The sequence below is a fragment of the Streptomyces bungoensis genome (assembly GCF_001514215.1).
Taxonomy (GTDB): domain Bacteria; phylum Actinomycetota; class Actinomycetes; order Streptomycetales; family Streptomycetaceae; genus Streptomyces; species Streptomyces bungoensis.
The window spans coordinates 1-12,925 of the sequence record NZ_KQ948879.1 but is presented as its reverse complement, the minus strand read 5'-3'; the positions used below and the strand labels follow the sequence as shown (position 1 = coordinate 12,925).

Annotated in this window: 13 protein-coding genes; 6 read left to right on the top strand and 7 right to left on the bottom strand. The window is 75.5% G+C overall.

Annotated features, from left to right (window positions below; all coding sequences use genetic code 11):
- Positions 1–51: 51 nt before the first annotated feature.
- Both AQJ66_RS34580 and AQJ66_RS34575 read right to left on the bottom strand, forming a co-directional pair.
- Positions 52–1,653, bottom strand: coding sequence for a P-loop NTPase family protein (locus tag AQJ66_RS34580; RefSeq protein WP_061930220.1), 1,602 nt, complete (start codon positions 1,651–1,653; stop codon positions 52–54).
- A gap of 40 nt (positions 1,654–1,693) precedes the next feature.
- Entirely contained in the window at positions 1,694–1,888 is a 195-nt protein-coding gene (locus tag AQJ66_RS34575; RefSeq protein ID WP_061930217.1) for a hypothetical protein, read from the bottom strand.
- A gap of 265 nt (positions 1,889–2,153) precedes the next feature.
- Between AQJ66_RS34575 and AQJ66_RS34570 the strand changes: the two genes are divergently transcribed.
- The 5 genes from AQJ66_RS34570 to AQJ66_RS34550 all read left to right on the top strand — a co-directional run bounded on the left by AQJ66_RS34570 (position 2,154) and on the right by AQJ66_RS34550 (position 7,718).
- A complete protein-coding gene (locus AQJ66_RS34570) occupies positions 2,154–2,546 on the top strand; it encodes an ankyrin repeat domain-containing protein (protein ID WP_061930214.1) in 393 nt (130 codons plus the stop codon).
- Between the two features lie 300 nt (positions 2,547–2,846).
- Positions 2,847–4,265 carry a hypothetical protein gene (locus tag AQJ66_RS34565; protein ID WP_061930211.1) on the top strand — a complete coding sequence of 473 codons (1,419 nt, stop codon included), beginning with the start codon at positions 2,847–2,849 and terminating at the stop codon, positions 4,263–4,265.
- Between the two features lie 188 nt (positions 4,266–4,453).
- Positions 4,454–5,584: a glycosyltransferase family 4 protein gene (locus AQJ66_RS34560; RefSeq protein ID WP_061930208.1), complete on the top strand. Its 1,131-nt coding sequence runs from the start codon at positions 4,454–4,456 to the stop codon at positions 5,582–5,584.
- Positions 5,581–6,762 (top strand): glycosyltransferase, encoded by a 1,182-nt coding sequence (locus AQJ66_RS34555; RefSeq protein ID WP_061930205.1) that lies wholly within the window; start codon positions 5,581–5,583, stop codon positions 6,760–6,762. Before AQJ66_RS34560 ends, AQJ66_RS34555 begins: the two co-directional genes overlap by 4 nt.
- A complete protein-coding gene (locus AQJ66_RS34550; RefSeq protein ID WP_079060593.1) occupies positions 6,759–7,718 on the top strand; it encodes an SGNH/GDSL hydrolase family protein in 960 nt (319 codons plus the stop codon). Before AQJ66_RS34555 ends, AQJ66_RS34550 begins: the two co-directional genes overlap by 4 nt.
- Here AQJ66_RS34550 and AQJ66_RS34545 read toward each other — a convergent pair.
- Genes AQJ66_RS34545 through AQJ66_RS34525 form a run of 5 tightly spaced genes read right to left on the bottom strand, consistent with a single transcriptional unit; the run spans position 7,619 to position 12,062 of the window.
- A complete protein-coding gene (locus AQJ66_RS34545; RefSeq protein ID WP_061930203.1) occupies positions 7,619–8,488 on the bottom strand; it encodes a 5-oxoprolinase subunit C family protein in 870 nt (289 codons plus the stop codon). The genes AQJ66_RS34550 and AQJ66_RS34545 overlap by 100 nt on opposite strands.
- The gene (gene pxpB / locus AQJ66_RS34540) at positions 8,485–9,102 is read right to left on the bottom strand and encodes a 5-oxoprolinase subunit PxpB (RefSeq protein WP_061930200.1); all 618 of its coding nucleotides are present in this window, start codon (positions 9,100–9,102) and stop codon (positions 8,485–8,487) included. Before pxpB ends, AQJ66_RS34545 begins: the two co-directional genes overlap by 4 nt.
- Positions 9,099–9,857: a LamB/YcsF family protein gene (locus AQJ66_RS34535; protein WP_061930197.1), complete on the bottom strand. Its 759-nt coding sequence runs from the start codon at positions 9,855–9,857 to the stop codon at positions 9,099–9,101. Before AQJ66_RS34535 ends, pxpB begins: the two co-directional genes overlap by 4 nt.
- A gap of 49 nt (positions 9,858–9,906) precedes the next feature.
- Positions 9,907–10,743: a putative hydro-lyase gene (locus tag AQJ66_RS34530; RefSeq protein WP_107119132.1), complete on the bottom strand. Its 837-nt coding sequence runs from the start codon at positions 10,741–10,743 to the stop codon at positions 9,907–9,909.
- A complete protein-coding gene (locus tag AQJ66_RS34525) occupies positions 10,743–12,062 on the bottom strand; it encodes an MFS transporter (RefSeq protein WP_061930195.1) in 1,320 nt (439 codons plus the stop codon). The genes AQJ66_RS34530 and AQJ66_RS34525 overlap by 1 nt, the downstream gene beginning before the upstream one ends.
- Before the next feature lie 165 nt (positions 12,063–12,227).
- Between AQJ66_RS34525 and AQJ66_RS34520 the strand changes: the two genes are divergently transcribed.
- A partial coding sequence (locus tag AQJ66_RS34520) for a GntR family transcriptional regulator (protein WP_061930192.1) occupies positions 12,228–12,925 on the top strand: 698 nt, incomplete at its 3' end.

The window sequence follows — 12,925 nt, the reverse complement described above, 5'->3', positions numbered from 1 at the left end:
TTGTGGCTGGTCGCGCAGTTCCCCGCGCCCCTGGTGGGGCAGCCGCCGGTGCTAGGAATGCTCGGCTGCCACCGCCTTCGCGGTCGGTGGTGCCGTTTCCGCCGGCTCGGTGGTGATCGCCTCCACCGGTGTCGTCCGCGGGGGCAGCAGGGCCAGTACCGCCTCCCGGTCCGTCTCGCTCGTGGCGTCGTCGTACGGGTCCGGGGTGCGCGGCACCTGGAGCCGGTGCACGGGGCCGTGTCCGAGCCGCGCGTACCCCCGTCCGGCCGGCACCTGGGCCGGCGGTGTCGTGTGCGGCGGCAGGCCCAGCACCGCCTCCACCTGTTCGGGCGCCGCGGGCCCCAGGACGACCCGCGCGCGCGTGTGCTGCCGTACCGCCTCGCACAGCGTCTCCGCGCTGTCGAACTGCTCCGCCACGACGACGGTCACGTTCGCCGCGCGCCCGTGCCGCAGTGGCATCTGCAGCAGCACCTGCGGGTCCTTGCGGTGCTCCGCCTCGGCGAGGTGGGTGAAGACGGTCGGGCGGTCCAGGAGGAGCCACAGCGGGCGCCGGGTGTCGCCGGGCGGCGGGTCGCCCGCCTGGCGGGCCCGGTTGACGGCGATGAGCCGCCGCTCGGTCTCCTGCGCGGCCCACTCGAGGCTGGCCAGCGCCCCGGCCGGCGCGCACTCCACGGCCAGCACGCCGTCCCGGCCGGTCAGGCACGCGTACTCGCCGGTGCCGCCGCCGTCGACGATGAGGACGTCGCCGTGCTGCAGGGCCTGCAGGGCGATCGAGCGCAGCAGTGTGGAGGTACCGCTGCCGGGGTGTCCCATGGCCAGCAGGTGCGGCTCGGTGGAGCGGACGCCGGTGCGCCAGACGACCGGCGGCACGTCGCGCCGGTCCCGCCCGTAGGACAGCGGCAGCGTGCGCTGCACCTCGCCGGGGTCGGTGAAGCCGAGGACCGTCTCGCCCGGCGTGGCGACGAAGCGCTGGGCGGCGATGTCCGTGGGCAGGGGAGCGAGGACGGTGACCGTCAGCCGGTTGCCCGCCTCGTCCCAGTCGAAGTGGTACTCACGGCCCCGCCCGGCCTTGGCGGTGAGCAGCTGCTCGATCCGCGCGCGTGCCACGGCCTCGCCGTCCGGGAAGTAGGCGGGGTAGCGGATCACGAGGTGGCCGAAGCGTCCGGTGTCGTCGAACTCGTGCTCCTCGACCACCTTCTCCCACTCCCCGCCGTGGGTGTAGAGCGGTGCCGGGTCCTCGGGGACGGAGAAGTGCGGCACCAGGGCCTCGTACACCGCCCGGAGCCGCTCGGCCTGCGACTCGTCCGGCCCCTCGGGAGCCGGTGGGGTGCGGTCGCGGCCCTGCCAGGCGGACGCCGCCATGAGGGTGATGACGGCGAGCAGCGGGCCGTATGGCGCCAGGACCACGACCAGGACGACGGAGGCCGCGAGGAACAGCAGCGGCCCGCGCTTGTCCTTCGGCGTCTCGGCCCACCTGCGCCGCCCGGCCGAGGCCAGCCGGCGCAGACCGCGCGAGATGGTGATCAGCGGGTGGAGGACGTCGGTGGCGCTGTCGGCCGCCGTCCGGGCCAGCTCCCGGCTCCGGGCGATCTGCGTCCGGGCGATCTGCGCGCTGTCTTTGCTCAGAATGCGGGGGAGAGGGCGCCGGGCCACTGCTGTCTCCTGATGGTGCGTGCGGGCGGGAGGTGCGGCTTCAGAATTTGATGCCGCCGAGGAGGCTCGCCAGACTCTCGCCTCCGGCCTTGATGCTCGGTGCGATCGCCGTGCTCGACAGGTAGAAGCCGAAGAGGGCCGAGACGCAGGCGTGCGAGCCCTTGAGCCCGTCCTTGCGGAAGAAGAGGAAGACGATGGTGCCGAGCAGGACCACGCCGGACATGGAGAGGATCATTTGGGGTCTCCTGGTGTCGATAGGGGACAGTCACCATGAGTACTTCCAGAATCACAGGATGTGTCTATACGACAAAAGGTGCAACCGGGTGAATCTCGGGCCTTTTCACTCGGGCGGCGGAGCCACCGGTAGGCCGGTTGAGGAGGGCGCTTGCGCCCGGCGGGGGCTGCAGTGATCTTTACCTCGGGCACTTCGGGTCATGTGAGGCGCGAGCCAGTACCCTTGCGATTCACCTGAACGGTTGCAACGAGAGGCGGTCCGGCCGATGAGCGAAGCCCCCGACCCCGAGGTCGTGGAGCTGGCCACCAAGGTCTTCGACCTGGCCCGGCGAGGGCAGACCGAGGCGCTGGTCGCGTACGTCGACGCGGGCGTCCCGGCCAACCTCACCAACGACCGCGGCGACTGCCTGGTGATGCTCGCCGCGTACCACGGCCACGCCGACGCGGTGCGCGCCCTGCTCGCCCGGGGCGCGGAGGCGGACCGGGTCAACGACCGGGGCCAGACCCCGCTCGCCGGGGCCGTCTTCAAGGGGGAGACCGACGTCATCAAGGCCCTCCTGGAGGGCGGCGCCGACCCCGCCGCGGGGACCCCCTCGGCCGTCGACACGGCGCGCATGTTCGGCCGGGCCGAACTGCTGCAACTGTTCGGCGCGCACTGACGGACATGTCCTGACCAGTTACGGCACGGAAAACGGGGGAGGCGGTACGGGGCCGCCGGAAATACGGTCGCGACAGCACACAGCGCGGGTCATCATGACGACGTGATTCACGGACGCGATGGCCGGGCAGGTGTTGCCGCACCGCGCGGACCGTGACGCGGTCCGCATGGGCCACCGACGAGAGGCAGAGAGAGATGGTCTACAGCAAGCAAGAGACGGCGGGCGCTCCGACGTTGTGTCACGCGGCCAGGTAATGCGTGTTTCCCGGTTGCGTCGACGCTTGATGTGAGGCTGTTTCCCATGTTCGATCCGGTCATAGCGCCCAGCGGTACGCTGCTCGGCCTGCTCCAGCGCGGCCGCGGCGACGGCACGCTGCACGCACTCACCGCCCCGCGCGCGGAGGCGCTCGCGGCCCTCGACCACTGCGTGCTGCGCGACCCCCGTCACGACTGGCAGGTGGAGAACCGCTCCCTGTACTACGCCCGGCTCTACCTCGACCTGAACGGCGAGCTGGACGCCATCGAGGCGCACCTGTTCTGCGCGGAGGACGTCCTCGACGGCGAGGAGTCCCGCACCGGCCTCGCCCTGGCCGTCCTCGGGCACCTCGCCTCCTACGGCAGGCGCGACGCGCTCGCCCTGCTGCGCAGGTACGCCGCACAGGGCGCCAACTGGGCCTGGGCCCTGGACGAGCTGGCCCTGCGCGACGAGGACGCGGCGCTGCGCGCCCTCGCGGCGCCGGTCCTGGCCCGCTTCCCCGCCGACCCGGAGGGCGAGGCCGAGCTGGCCGCCGCCGTGCGCGACGCCTTCGAGCCGCGGCCCTGGCGGCTGTGGGCCGAGGATCCCCGGGAGTCGATCGCCACGCGCGTGCGTGCCGCCCAGGAAGCCGGCTGTTTCGACCGCTGGCAGCGCCAGATGCGGCCCACCGGGCCGCGCCCCGGGTGGAGCGTGGCCGCCGTCCTCGAGTGGGCCCAGCAGGGCGTCGAACGCGGCGCCGCCCTGCACGTGCCGGCCGCCCGATGTCTGGCCGCGGTGGCCGGCCCCGAGGACCGGCCGGAGATCGTCCAGGCCGCCGGGAACGGCACCGACGGCGCGCGCTGCACGGCGCTGCGCTACCTCGCCGACAGCAACGACCCCGACGCCCTGCACCTGATCGAGGCCGCGGTCGCCGACGGATCGGCGCCCGTGGTGGAGGCCGCCGTCGACGCCTTCGAACGCATGCGCAGCATCGCCGCCGTCGACCGCGCGCGCCGCTGGGCCCAGCGCCCCGACGCACTCGGCGCCGCCGCCGGACGCGTGCTCGCCTGCCGCGGCGGGGCCCAGGACAGCGACCTCGTCCTCGGCGCCCTGCGCGAGGCCGTACGCGGCGAGGGGCCGGACGCGCCCACCCTCTGGAGCCTCGTCGACGGCACCGGCCGGCTCGGCATCGCCTGCGCCGCCCCGGTGCTGCGCCACATCTACCGCGAGACGGCCTCCTCCCACCTCCGCGGCCGCGCCGCCCGCGCCCTGGCCGCCACCGACCCCTCCTTCGCCACCGGCTTCGCCGTCGAATGCCTGTGGGACTGCGAGGAGACCACCCGCGAACTCGCCGCCCGGCACGCCGAGACCGGTGACGCCCGCGTCGTGGAACGGCTCCGCCGCCTCGCCTCCGACCCGGCCGAGGAGGACGAGGTGCAGACGGCGGTCCGCAGCCGCTTCGGACCGGACGCGCAGACCATGTGACCACCCGGGGCGCCGCCGCGCACCCGCGGGCGGGACCGCCCGCGGGTGAACCCCGGGTGACCCGGAGACCTGACCCGCATGGCCGCGGTGCGACCTGCCCGGGTGCGCGGTCCAACGCTCATGGGACGTTCCCCGGCCGGAAAGATCGACGTTGACGCGGCCACGTCCGGCCCGGCGACAACACCCGTATGCGTGTCGTCATCGTGACCGAATCCTTTCCCCCCGATGTGAACGGCGTCGCCCACTGCGCGCTGCAGACCGCCCGGCACCTCGTGGATCGCGGTCACCTCCCGCTCGTCGTCGCCCCGGCCACCGCGCCCGGCACCGAGGCCGACGCCCTCGAGGCGCCGTGCCCCGTCGTCCGGGTCCCCTCCCTCCCGCTCCCCGGCTACCCCCAGGTCCGCGTCGCCCTCCCCAGCCGGCGCCTCGCCGCGGCGCTCACCGAGCACCGCGCCGACCTGGTCCACCTGGCCAGCCCCTTCGTCCTCGGCGTCCGCGGCATGGCCGCCGCCGCCCGGCTCGGCGTCCCCGCCGTCGCCGTCTACCAGACCGACCTCGCCGGGTACGCCCGGACGTACATGGGAGCCGGCGAGGCAGCCGCCTGGCGCCGGATCCGCTCCGTGCACGCCGCCGCCGACCGCACCCTCGCCCCCTCCGGCGCCGCCCTGCGCGACCTCGAGGACCACGGGGTGCCCCGGGTACGGCTGTGGCCGCGCGGCGTCGACACCGTGCGCTTCCGGCCCAGCCGCCGCGACGAGGCGCTGCGCCGCACCCTAGCCCCCGACGGCGAGCTGATCGTCGGCTACGTCGGCCGGCTCGCCCCCGAGAAGCAGGTCGAACTCCTCGCCGGAGTCTGCGGCCTCGACGGCGTGCGGGTCGTGGTGGTCGGCGACGGGCCCAGCCGCTCCCACCTCACCGAGGCCCTGCCCGGCGCCGTCTTCCTCGGCCGGCGCACCGGCGACGAGCTCGCCCGGATCTTCGCCTCGCTGGACGTGTTCGCGCACACCGGCCCGTTCGAGACCTTCTGCCAGACCGTCCAGGAAGCCATGGCAAGCGGCGTGCCGGTGGTCGCGCCCGCCGCCGGCGGTCCGCTCGACCTGGTGGCCCACGGCCGCACCGGCCTGCTCGTGCCGCCGCGCGACGCGGACGCCGTACGGGAGGCCGTCGGCGCCCTCGCCGCCGACCCGGCCCGCCGGGCCGCCTACGGGACCGCCGGACGCGCCCTGGTCGAGGGCCGCACCTGGGCCGCCGTCGGCGACCAGCTCATCGGGCACTACCAGGACGTGCTCGCCGCGCGCAGGACGGCGGTGGCGGCATGACCGGCGCACCCCTGCGCATCGTCCGGCTCGCCAACTTCGTCACCCCGGCCTCCGGCGGCCTGCGCACCGCCCTGCGCGAACTGGGCAGGGGCCTGCGGGAGGCGGGCCACGAGCCGGTACTGGTCGTCCCCGGCGAGCGGCACACCGACCGCGACACCGAGCAGGGCCGGGTCATCACCCTGCCCGGCCCCGTGCTGCCCGGCACCGGCGGCTACCGGGTCCTGACCGACCGGCGGCGCCTGGCGGCCCTGCTGGAGCAGCTGGCCCCCGACCGCCTGGAGGTATCCGACCGCACGACCCTGCGCTGGACCGGCCGCTGGGCCCGCCGCGCGCGCGTGCCCGCCGTGATGGTCTCCCACGAGAGCGCCGAGGGCGTGCTGCGCACCTGGGGCCTGCCGGAGCCGGTCGCCCGCCGGACGGCCGACACCCTGAACACCCGTACCGCGCACGTCTACGCGCGCGTGGTGTGCACCACGGAGTTCGCCGAGCGCGAGTTCGTCCGCATCGGCGCGCGCAACGTCGTACGCGCGCCGCTGGGCGTCGACCTGACGGCGAGCCACCCCGCCCTGTACGACCCGGGGCTGCGCGCCCGCCACGCGCGCGGGGACGAGGCGCTGCTCGTGCTGTGCTCCCGGCTGTCCGTGGAGAAGCGGCCCGGCACGGCCCTGAGCGCACTGGAGGCCCTGCTGCGCCGGAGGCGGCGGGCGGTGCTGGTGGTGGCCGGGGACGGGCCGCTGCGGCCGCGGCTGGCGCAGCGGGCCCGCGAGCGCGGTCTGCCGGTGACCTTCCTGGGCCACGTCGGAGACCGGGCCGCCCTCGGCGCGCTCCAGGCGAGCGCCGACGTGTGCCTGGCCCCCGGGCCCGCCGAGACCTTCGGGCTGGCCGCGCTGGAGGCCATGGCCTGCGGGACGCCCGTGGTGGCGAGCGCGTCCTCGGCACTGCCCGAGGTGATCGGGCCGTCCGGGGTGGCGGCGGCCGACCACGCGGAGGCGTTCGCGGACGCCGTCGAACTGCTCCTGTCCCGGCCCGAGCAGCGGCGGCGGCAGGCCGCACGCGAGCGTGCCGAGTGCTTCCGCTGGGAGACCGCGGTGCGGGCGTTCCTCGCCGCCCACGACGCCCCGGCGTCCGGGCATCCCGACACGCAGGCCGGGGCCGCGGCCCGGGAGGGCGTGGCATGAGACCCGTCCGCTTCGTGGCGCTCGGGGACTCGCTGACGGAGGGCGTCGGCGACCCCGCGGGCGCGGGCGCGGGCCGGCGGGGCTGGGCGGCCCGGCTGGCCGGCGCCCTCGCCGCCGGGGACGCCCAGGGCGTCGAGTTCACCAACCTCGCCGTCAGCGGGGCGCAGACGCGGGACGTGCTCCACCGGCAGACCCCGGCCGGTCTGGCGCTGCGCCCCGACCTGGCGTCCGTGGTCGTCGGCGTCAACGACACCCTGCGCAGCACCTTCGACATCCGCGCCGTGGCCGCCCGGCTCGACCAGGTGTACGGCGCGTTCAGCGGCCGGGGCGCCACCCTGCTGACCGCCTGCCTGCCCGATCCCGGAGCGATGCTGGGACTGCCCGGCGCGCTCGCGCGCCCGCTGGCCCGGCGGCAGCGGGCGGTCAACGACGTCGTCCACGCGCTGTCCGACCGGTACGGGGCCGTGCACCTGCACCTCTCGGAGGGTGCCTGGGTCGCCGACCGCGCCCTGTGGAGCGCGGACCGGCTGCACCCGGGCGAGCGCGGCCACCGGCAGCTCGCCGTCCGCTTCCACGCCCTGCTCGCCGAGGCGGGCCTGGCGACCGGGCCGCCCCCGTCCCCCGAACCCCGGTCGCCCGCTCCAGGCCGCTCGGCGAACCTGTGGTGGCTCGCCACCGCGGGCACCGGCTGGGTCGCCCGGCGGTGCACCGATCTGCTGCCCCAGTTGCTGTGGCTGGCGGCCGGCGAACTGCGGCACGACGCGCGGGGCACGGGCGCCCGTCTCGACCTGTGCGCGGCGGCGGCGGTGTCCGAGGCGCTCGCCGCCCTGCCCGCCGCTCCGAAGGGCACGGGGGCTCAGCGCCGCCGTACCGCCACGAACCGCACGGCGGTGCCCGGGACCGCCTGCGCGGCGGCCGGCAGGTCGGCGGCGCGGACGACGGCGATCACCGGGTAGCCGCCCGTGGTGGGGTGGTCGGCGAGGAAGACCACCGGGCGGCCGTCCGGCGGCACCTGGACCGCGCCCAGCACCATCCCCTCGCTGGGGAGTTCGCCGGTCCGGGCCCGCTCCAGGGCCGGGCCCTCGGTGCGCAGGCCGATGCGGTTGCTCGCCGAGGACACCCGGTACGCGCGCGTGGTCAGCTCCCGGACCGCGCGCCCGGTGAACCAGTCGTCACGCGGGCCCGGCGTCACCCGGAGCACCAGTTCGGCCGGCGGGCGCGGCTGCGGCGCCGCGTCCACGCGCGCGGGCGGCCCCGCCGGGGTGCCGAGCGGCAGCACGGTGCCGTCCGTGAGGGGCGGCGGCCCGAGGCCGGACAGCAGGTCGGTGGACCGGCTGCCGAGGACCGGCTCCGGGGCGATCCCGCCGGAGACGGCGACGTAGGCGCGCACGCCGGCCACGGCCGCCCCCACCTCCAGCAGTTCACCGGCGGGTACGACCACCGGGGCACCCCAGGCGGCCGGGCGGCCGCCCACCGCGACCGGGCAGAACGCGCCCCCGACGGCGACGGTCACCGTCGAACGGGGGCGCAGCGCACAGCCGTTGAGGGTGGTCTCCAGGACGGCCGCGTCCGGGGCGTTGCCGGCCAGCCGGTTGACCAGGGCGGCCGCGGGCGGGTCGAGCGCCCCCGAGCGGGGCACACCGAGGTGCGCGTGCCCGGGCCGTCCCCGGTCCTGGACGGTGGTCAGGGCCCCGGCCCGCACGACGACGAGCGCTCGGTCGCTCACGCGTCCCCCACCGGTACGAAGCGCACGCGCGTGCCCGGGGAGAGCAGCGCGGCCGGTACGCGCGCGTGGTCCCACAGCACCGCCTCCGTCGTGCCGATCAGCTGCCAGCCGCCGGGGGAGGAGCGCGGGTACACGCCCGTGTACGGCCCCGCCAGCGCGACGGAGCCGGCCGGGACCGCCGTGCGCGGGGTGGCGCGGCGCGGCACGTCGTAGCGGGCGGGCAGCCCGGTGAGGTAGCCGAAGCCGGGCGCGAAGCCGCAGAAGGCCACCGTGAACTCGGTCGCCGCGTGGATCCGGGCCACCTCGCGCGCGGACACCTTCCAGTGCGCGGCGACCTCGGCGAGGTCCGGGCCGTCGTAGCGGACGGGCAGCTCGACCAGCTCCCGCGCGCGCGGGGCGGCGGCCGGCGCGTCCCAGGCGGTCAGTTCCGACGCCCGGCGGACCGGGTCGTCCAGGCCGTCGAGCAGGACCGTACGGGCCGCCGGGACGATCTCCCGGACGCTCAGCGAGCCCTCCGCGCGGCGGCGCAGCAGCTCCGCGTGCAGGGCCTGCGCCTCGGCGCCGGAGGCGGCCTCCACCAGCAGCGCGTCGTCGCCTACGGGAAGCACCCTCATGCGAAGGCCTCCACCCGCACGCCCGCCGCCACCAGCCGCTCGCGCACCCGGCGGGCCAGCTCCACGGCGCCGGGGGTGTCGCCGTGCAGGCACAGCGAGCGGGCGCGCACCCGGATATCGGCGCCGGAGTGCGAGGCGACCGCGCCGTCGCGCGCGATGCTCACCGAGCGCTCCACGACGGCGTCCGGGTCCGTCACCACGGCGCCGTCCCGGCCCCGCGGCACCAGCGTGCCCTCGTCGGTGTAGGCACGGTCGGCGAACGCCTCCGTGACGGGTGGCAGACCCGCCTTGGCGGCCAGTTCCAGCAGGCGCGATCCGGGCAGGCCCAGCACCGGCAGCGAGGCGTCGGCCAGGAGTACGCCGTCGACCACCGCGCCGGCCTGTTCCTCGTCGTGCACCACCCGGTTGTAGAGCGCGCCGTGCGGCTTGACGTAGGCCACGCGCGCGCCCGCCGCCCGCGCGAACACCTCCAGGGCGCCGATCTGGTAGGCGACCTCGGCCGCCAGCTCGGCGGGCGGTACGTCCATCGCGCGCCGCCCGAACCCGGCGAGGTCCCGGTAGGAGACCTGCGCGCCGATCGTCACCCCGCGCGCGGCGGCCAGCTCGCACACCCGCCGCATGGTGGCCGCGTCCCCGGCGTGGAACCCGCAGGCCACGTTGGCGCTGGTGACGACGGACAGCAGCCGCTCGTCGTCGGTCAGCCGCCAGCGGCCGAAGCCCTCGCCGAGGTCGGCGTTCAGATCGATCGCGGTCATGGTCTTCTCTGTCTCCGGTCCTCGTCGGTTGGACGGCGCGTGGCCGGTGTCAGCCGGCACCGGCCACGCGGTACTGCTCGTCGCGGGCGTCGGTCAGGAACATCTGCCCCGGTGCGTGCGTGAGGGCGAACGGCGGGCGCGAGGCCATCACGGCCGCCTGAGGGGTCACCCCGCACGCCCAGAACACCGGGATGTCGTCGGGCGCGGCGGCCACCGGCTCGCCGAAGTCGGGGCGGCCGAGGTCCTCGATGCCGAGGGCCGCGGGGTCGCCGCAGTGCACCGGACCGCCGTGCACGGCCGGCAGCAGGCTGCTCTCACGGATCGCGGCGCCCAGGTGCTCCGGTGGCACCGGGCGCATCGACACCACCATCGGCCCCCGCAGCCGGCCCGCCGGACGGCACTGCCGGCCGGTCACGTACATCGGCACGTTGCGGCCCTGCTCCACGTGCCTGATCGGGACTCCCGCCGTGCTCAGCGCCCACTCGAAGGTGAAGCTGCAGCCGAGCAGGAAGGCGACCAGATCGTCACGCCAGTACGCGCGCACGTCCGTCGGCTCCTCGACCAGCTCGCCGTCCCGCCACACCCGGTAGCGCGGCAGGTCGGTGCGCAGGTCCGCGCCGTCCGCGAGCACGGTCGTCCAGGAGCCCGCGTCCGTGACGTCGAGCACCGGGCAGGGCTTCGGATTGCGCTGGCAGAACAGCAGCATGTCGTACGCCCAGTCGGCCGGCACAGCGATCAGGTTGGCCTGCGTGTGGCCCGCCGCGACGCCCGCGGTGGGTCCCGCCAGGCCCTCGCGGAAGCGCAGCCGCGCCGTTTCCGGGCTCCACGCGCGCGCGTGCGGGTCCGCCAGGATCACGGGCCGGTCCTCGGTACGGTGCACCCGCATCACGCCAGCTCCTTCCCGCGCGTCTCGGGCAGCCCGAGCAGGGCCAGCGCCGCGAGGCCGTAACCGAGGGCGCCGAACACCAGCGCACCGCCCACGCCCCAGCTGTCGGCCAGGTAGCCGACGACGGTCGGGAACACCGCGCCCACCGCGCGCCCGGTGTTGTACGTGAAGCCCTGCCCGGTGCCGCGCACCGCCGTCGGGTACAGCTCGCTCAGATAGGACCCGAAGCCGCTGAAGATCGCCGACATGCAGAAGCCCAGCGGGAAGCCGAGCACCAGCAGCAGGGTGTCGGCGCCGTGCGGGATGTTCGCGTAGGCGAGGACGCACACCGCGGACAGCAGCGCGAACAGCCAGATGTTGCGGCGCCGCCCGAGCCGGTCGGTGAGGTGGCCGCCGGTCAGGTAGCCGAGGAAGGCACCGGAGATCAGGAACGTCAGATAGCCGCCGGTGCCCACCACCGACAGGCCGCGCTCGGTCTTCAGGTACGTCGGCACCCAGGTCGCCAGCGTGTAGTAGCCGCCCTGGACGCCCGTGGACAGCAGGCTCGCGAAGACCGTCGTGCGCAGCAGTCCCGGCTCGCCGTCCCGGCCGGGGCGGAAGATGGCCGCGAACGAGCCGCGGCGCGGGCTCTGTTCACGGACCGCCGTCGCCTCGGGCGCGTCGTGCACCCGGCGGCGCAGCCACACCACGAGCAGCGCGGGCAGCGCCCCGGTCCAGAACATGACGCGCCAGGCCAGGTCGTCGCCGGCGAACGAGAAGACCAGCGTGTAGACGACCGCGGCCAGCGCCCAGCCGACCGCCCAGGAACTCTGGATCGCGCCGAGCGTACGGCCCCGGTGCCGCGCGCTCGCGTACTCGGCGACGAGGATGGCGCCGACCGCCCACTCGCCGCCGAAGCCGAGGCCCTGGAGGGCGCGGAAGACCAGCAGCGTCCCGTAGTCGGGCGCGAAGCCGCAGGCGACGGTGAAGACGGCGTACGTGACCACCGTGATCATCAGTGCCCGGACCCGGCCCACCCGGTCCGCGACCACACCCGCCGCGGCACCGCCGATCGCCGAGACCACCAGCGTGACGGTGGTGAACAGGCCGGTCTGGCCGCTGTCCAGGCCGAAGTACGCCGCGAGCGCCACCATGCTCAGTGGCAGCGTGAAGTAGTCGTAGGAATCCAGGGCATAGCCGCCGAAAGCGCCGGCGAACGCGCGCCGGCCGCCGGGGCCGAGGGCGCGCAGCCAGCCGAACGGCCCGTCGGCGGCGGGGCGTTCACCTTGCGCCGGTGGTGCGCCGGGGGTCGCGGAGCGGGGCGGAGGGGTCGTGCTCATGGGCACCTCGCAGAGGAAGGGGACGGAGGGTGCGGGTAACTGAGCAGTGCCGTAAGGGAGATGGACCGTGCGGAGGCGGGCCGTGTGAAGCACCGTAGAGGATCGTTCAACGATCCTTCAATACCCGCGTTGTCTCGTCCCCAGGTGTGCGATTGAATTCCGGGCATGGCAGAGCAGCTGACGGGACTGGCCGACGACCGCGCCCTCCTGGGGCGCACCAGCACCGCCGAACGGGTCTCCGACATCCTCAGAAGCCGCATCGCCGAGGGCTATTTCCCGCCGGGCACCCGGCTGTCCGAGGACGCCATCGGCGGCGCCCTCGGGGTCTCCCGCAACACGCTGCGCGAGGCGTTCCGGCTGCTCACCCACGAGCGCCTGCTCGTCCACGAACTCAACCGGGGCGTGTTCGTCAGGGTCCTGACGGTCGAGGACGTCGAGGACATCTACCGCACCCGGGCCCTGGTCGAGTGCGCGGTCGTCCGCGGTCTGGGCGAGCCGCCCTACGCGCTCGACCGCCTCGACGCCGCCGTCACCGAGGGCCGGCTGGCCGCCCACGAGAATGACTGGAAAGCACTCGGTACCGCCAACATCCACTTCCACCGCGAACTGGTCGCGCTGGCGGGCAGCGAACGCACCGACGAACTGATGCGCAGCGTCTTCGCCGAACTGCGGCTCGCCTTCCACGTCGTGGACGACCCGCGGCGCCTCCACGAGCCGTACCTCGCCCGCAACGGCCAGATCCTGCAGGCCCTGCAGGCCGGGGACCGGCGCGGGGCGGAGCGGCTCTTGGACACCTACCTCTCCGACTCCCTGGAGCGGGTCGTCGAGGTCTACCGGCGCCGGGTCGGCGAGGAAAGCGCCCC

Coding starts and splice junctions, on each gene's coding strand:
- pxpB (WP_061930200.1), bottom strand. CDS start 9,102: ATGAGGGTGCTTCCCGTAGGCGACGACGCGCTGCTGGTGGAGGCCGCC.
- AQJ66_RS34575 (WP_061930217.1), bottom strand. CDS start 1,888: ATGATCCTCTCCATGTCCGGCGTGGTCCTGCTCGGCACCATCGTCTTC.
- AQJ66_RS34525 (WP_061930195.1), bottom strand. CDS start 12,062: ATGAGCACGACCCCTCCGCCCCGCTCCGCGACCCCCGGCGCACCACCG.
- AQJ66_RS34530 (WP_107119132.1), bottom strand. CDS start 10,743: ATGCGGGTGCACCGTACCGAGGACCGGCCCGTGATCCTGGCGGACCCG.
- AQJ66_RS34570 (WP_061930214.1), top strand. CDS start 2,154: ATGAGCGAAGCCCCCGACCCCGAGGTCGTGGAGCTGGCCACCAAGGTC.
- AQJ66_RS34565 (WP_061930211.1), top strand. CDS start 2,847: ATGTTCGATCCGGTCATAGCGCCCAGCGGTACGCTGCTCGGCCTGCTC.
- AQJ66_RS34560 (WP_061930208.1), top strand. CDS start 4,454: ATGCGTGTCGTCATCGTGACCGAATCCTTTCCCCCCGATGTGAACGGC.
- AQJ66_RS34535 (WP_061930197.1), bottom strand. CDS start 9,857: ATGACCGCGATCGATCTGAACGCCGACCTCGGCGAGGGCTTCGGCCGC.
- AQJ66_RS34550 (WP_079060593.1), top strand. CDS start 6,759: ATGAGACCCGTCCGCTTCGTGGCGCTCGGGGACTCGCTGACGGAGGGC.
- AQJ66_RS34555 (WP_061930205.1), top strand. CDS start 5,581: ATGACCGGCGCACCCCTGCGCATCGTCCGGCTCGCCAACTTCGTCACC.